Annotated in this window: 5 protein-coding genes; 2 read left to right on the top strand and 3 right to left on the bottom strand. The window is 72.1% G+C overall.

Translation table 11 applies throughout. From position 1 onward, the window contains the following. Together ACK4HH_RS13150 and ACK4HH_RS13145 are read right to left on the bottom strand one after the other, a co-directional pair. A partial coding sequence (locus ACK4HH_RS13150) for a CpaE family protein (RefSeq protein ID WP_409652803.1) occupies positions 1-1,306 on the bottom strand: 1,306 nt, incomplete at its 3' end. Position 1,307: 1 nt separating this feature from the next. Beyond that, on the bottom strand, positions 1,308-1,952 hold the full coding sequence (locus ACK4HH_RS13145) for a hypothetical protein (protein ID WP_409652800.1): 645 nt from the start codon (positions 1,950-1,952) through the stop codon (positions 1,308-1,310). Between the two features lie 116 nt (positions 1,953-2,068). On the opposite strand from ACK4HH_RS13145, the gene ACK4HH_RS13140 reads away from it, so the two are divergent. Next, positions 2,069-2,356: a helix-turn-helix domain-containing protein gene (locus tag ACK4HH_RS13140; protein ID WP_409652796.1), complete on the top strand. Its 288-nt coding sequence runs from the start codon at positions 2,069-2,071 to the stop codon at positions 2,354-2,356. A gap of 134 nt (positions 2,357-2,490) precedes the next feature. Here the strand turns inward: ACK4HH_RS13140 and ACK4HH_RS13135 are convergent, their stop codons facing one another. Then, positions 2,491-3,078, bottom strand: a complete 588-nt coding sequence (locus ACK4HH_RS13135; protein ID WP_409652793.1) for a hypothetical protein — start codon at positions 3,076-3,078, stop codon at positions 2,491-2,493. A 198-nt stretch (positions 3,079-3,276) separates the two neighbouring features. Between ACK4HH_RS13135 and ACK4HH_RS13130 the strand changes: the two genes are divergently transcribed. Further along, a complete protein-coding gene (locus ACK4HH_RS13130; RefSeq protein WP_409652790.1) occupies positions 3,277-3,759 on the top strand; it encodes an Rv3235 family protein in 483 nt (160 codons plus the stop codon). The last annotated feature ends 151 nt before the right edge of the window (positions 3,760-3,910 follow it).

The raw sequence follows: 3,910 nt of genomic DNA, 5'->3' as shown, positions 1-3,910 counted from the left end.
GCTCGGCGATGCCGCGCGCCAGCGCCCAGTTCGCCGCGGCCGCGGGCACCGGGCGCGCCGTCAGCAGGGCGGCGTCGGCGGCATCCCGATCGTCGTCGATCAGCACGGCGTCGCGGATGCCGGCGAAGCGCTCGAGCGTCTGGCGCACCTGCCCGTGCGGGTCGATGCCGAGCACTGACGCCCGCACGCGCGTGATCGCGATGCGCACGTGCGCGCTCTCGATCGTCTCGAGCAGGTCGGCGTGCGTGCGCAGCAGCCGTGCGAGCCCGAGCGGGTCGGCGGCTCCGACGGCCACCACTTCGTCGGCAGCGCGGAGCGCCGCGATCGTGGCGGCATTGCGCCGGGGCGCGAGCAGGTCACTGCTGATCTCTTCGTCGCTCTCGAGGTTGAAGCCCGCGTCGACCACCACGACCGAACGCCAACGACGGCACTGCTCGAGCACCGCCGTCACGCGCGCCGCCGACAGCTCGGGCCAGCGATGCGGCCGGCCGATCCCCGTGAGCACCGAGAAGGGCGCACCGGCCGCCCCGGTGGCGGTCTGCGCCACTCGATCAAGCTCGGCTGTGGTGAGGGCGTCGGCCCCCGCGAGCCGACAGGCGGCGGCGAAGCCGGGTGACTCGTCAAGCAGCCCGAGCGCCGGGGCGATCGTGCCGCCGTAGGTGTCGGCGTCGATGAGGCACACGGATTCGCCACGAGCGGCGAGCTCGGCCGCGACTCCGATCGCGATCGTCGTGCGCCCGGGGGCGCCGGCCGGGCCCCAGACGGTGACGATGCGCGGTGCACGGGCAGGTGCCGCGGTGGTGGTCGGCACGGGCGCCTGTCGTGAGCCCGATGCCGCGCTCCCCGATGTCGCGCCTGGAGTCGCGGAACCGGGCATCGCGGGAGCAGTCGGCACCGGTGCCGGGTCGACCGACTCGGGCACCGGACTCGTCGCGGCCGGGTCGGCCGGGGTCGCCGGCATCGGGCCGGCCGGCGGCGCGCCGAGCAGCCCGACATCGATCGAGCCGTCTTCGTGTGCGCGCAGCACGTCGTGCAGGCCGAGCCGCTGCGCCCCGACCGAGAGCGGGGTGTCGCCGCTCACGACGAGGCAGCTGCGCACGCCGAGCAGGTCGCACGATCCGACGACGGTGGCCGAGGCGACCGCCGGATGGTCGGCGAGCAGGATCGCGTCAGGCGCACGCTGGGCGAGCTGCGCGAGCACCTCGTCTTGATCGAGCGCGCGCCAGATGACCCGATGACCGGCCCGCAGCAGCGCGAGCTCGACAGCGTCGGCATCCATGCCGGGCACCGCGATCGCGACGAGCACCTCAGCCTCCGATCGCGAGCGACGCCGGTACCGCCGAGAGGGCGTCGCCGTTCGCCATGGCATGCAGGATGCGCGCGACATCACGACGGGGAACCAGCAGTTCGACGCGGCCCGCCTCGGTTGCCGCGACGATCCCCTCGGGGGTGATCGTGCGCACGAGAAGGGTTCCCGGCGCGATCACGACGGGGGCGCCGAACCTGCCGGCGTCGAGGGCGGGGGCCGACCACAGGTCGAGCGAGTCCCCCGCACGCACCGTCGCGCCAATCGCCGTCGAGAGCGAGACGACGATCGTCGTCTCGCTCGGGCCTCGCACGTCTCCCACCGCGGCGATCGGAACGAGCTCGCCCTCCCCCACCGTGCGCGTCACGACTACGCCCGCGTCGGGCACATCGTCGGGTCGCAGATACCCGTGTCCGTCGACGCCGAGGGCGACACGACGCACCTCGAGGTCGTCGATCGTAAGCAGCTGACCGGCCGTGAGCAGTCGGGGCGCGGCGAGCACGTCCTCGCCCTCGTCGGCCGCGGTGACGATGCCGACGACCGCCGCGATCGAAGCGACGACGAGCGCGAGCCCGACGAGCAGTCGCGCGTCGGGGCGCGGTCGGGAGCGCGCGACCGTCGGGGACGGGTGTGGGGCGTCGGGCATTTCTCCTCCAGGGCTCGCGCAGCAGAACGCGACCGATCCTGACGATTCCCCGGGATCCGCCGGATCAGTTATCCACATCCCGGGGTCACAGCGGCTCGACGGTCGATAATCGAGGCATGACGGATGCGGCGGGCAGCCCCCTGGGTCATCTCCTGACCCTTTCCGACGCCGCCGAGCTGCTTCGTCTCAGCGCCGCCGAAGTGCTCGAGCTCGTGCGCTCGGGCGAGCTGCCGGCCTTCCGGCTCGGATCGCTCGGGCAGTGGCGCATCGAGCAGAGTGCGCTCGAGACCTTCATCCGCGACCAGTACGACGAGCAGCGCCGCCTCGCTCAGTGGAACGAGGCGCAGAGCGCCGAGGTTACCGAGCTCTTCGGCGCTCGTCGTGCACGCACCCGCCGGCCCTAGTCGGGCGGCGCCGCGACCCCGGCTACCGCCGCTCGCCGGCACGGTGCGCGAACCGGCACGGTGTGCAAACCGGCACGGTGCGCAAACCGGCACGGTGCGCAAACCGGCACGATGCGCAGACCGGCACCGCGGGCCTACAGGCGCACGAGATCGATCTGCTCGGTCGGGATCACCCTGATCTGCTGCACGTGCTGCGACCGCCGCGGTTGATCGCGATCGTGCTCGGCCAGGTCGAGATGATCGCGCCCGACCCGATCGATCGTGCCCGTCGCGGCGCCCGAGGCCGTGCGCACGGTCACGACCGCTCGACGTCGGCAGAGGTCGCGCAGCAGGAAGGCGATGCCGAGTCGGGCCGCCAGCTCGGATCGCTCGACAGTGGGCTCGAGCGAGCGCACGGCTTGCTCTGGGCTCAGCAGCAGGGCATCGATCGCGGCGAAGGGCATGATCGCTTGATCCCGGCCCGGAGGCTCGTCGAGATCGCCTGCGATCCAGTCGCGACCGACCGTGCGCAGGCTCACCCTGACCACCTCGGCCGATCGCAGGCGGCACCGAATGATGCGGAAGGCAGGATCGCCGGAATCGCGCAACGAGACGAGGCGCTCACGAAGCGGCAATCGGCCGAGTCGCAGCCGCTCTTCTTCGTGCTGCAGGTCGGCCTGCTCCGCCTGCAGCTCGTGCTCGAGCTGACCGGCGAGATCGTCGAAGAGGTGGTCCCAGCGCATGCCCAGACGGTAGCGACGGCCACCGACGCCGCTGAGGCAGTTGTCCACAGTTCGAGGATTCCTCTTTACGAATGAGGAATCTTTTGCTTGAGTGGTGCTGCCCCGCTGGGGTGCACCAGTCGGTCTACCGCCCGGGGGAAGGGGCGCGACCGGCTCGAGACCCTCATCCGCGATCCTCCCCCGCAGAAGGAGCCGACCGTGAACGCCGCATCGTCCCCCGTCGCCACCGAGCCCACCCCCGACGACGGTCCGGCACCGGGCGCACCGCCTCGAGGCCGCGGGTCGCTCGCGCGCATCGCGCACGAAGAGTACTTCGACTACCAGCCGACCTCGACCGCCGACCTGCCCGACCCAATGCCCCTCATCGAGAACCTGACGCGCTGCGTGATCGAGATCCTCGCAGGAGCGCGCGAGCTCGAGCAGGTCGCCCGGTGGGTCACCGACGACGTGTACCGCACCCTGCTCGCGAGGGCCTCGATAAGCGCCCGCGCCCGGGCCGCGCGCGGCGCTCCCGTCGTGCGGCCGACCTTCTCGGTCGGCACGCCCCGGCTGACCGCGCCGCGCGACGGCGTCGTCGAAGCGGTCGTGATCGTGACGAGTCGAGCGCGGGCACGGGCCGTGGCGATCCGGCTCGAGGGCCTCGACCGGCGCTGGCGCGCGAGCGCGATCAGCGTTCTCTGAACGACCCTGCACCCGCCGCGCTCGCGCGGGCTAGCTGTAGTTCCTAGGGACGTTGTTCAGGTCGGGCTCCTCCAGGCTTGAGGGTGTCTAGTCGCTCTCACCTGAAGGAGCCCGATGGAGCTTCACGCTAATGCCCGTTTGTCTGTGGAAG

This window comes from Microcella sp., from assembly GCF_046296455.1.
GTDB lineage: Bacteria > Actinomycetota > Actinomycetes > Actinomycetales > Microbacteriaceae > Microcella.
This window is presented reverse-complemented; position numbering and strand designations above follow the sequence as displayed.

Coding starts and splice junctions, on each gene's coding strand:
- ACK4HH_RS13145 (WP_409652800.1), bottom strand. CDS start 1,952: ATGCCCGACGCCCCACACCCGTCCCCGACGGTCGCGCGCTCCCGACCG.
- ACK4HH_RS13135 (WP_409652793.1), bottom strand. CDS start 3,078: ATGCGCTGGGACCACCTCTTCGACGATCTCGCCGGTCAGCTCGAGCAC.
- ACK4HH_RS13140 (WP_409652796.1), top strand. CDS start 2,069: ATGACGGATGCGGCGGGCAGCCCCCTGGGTCATCTCCTGACCCTTTCC.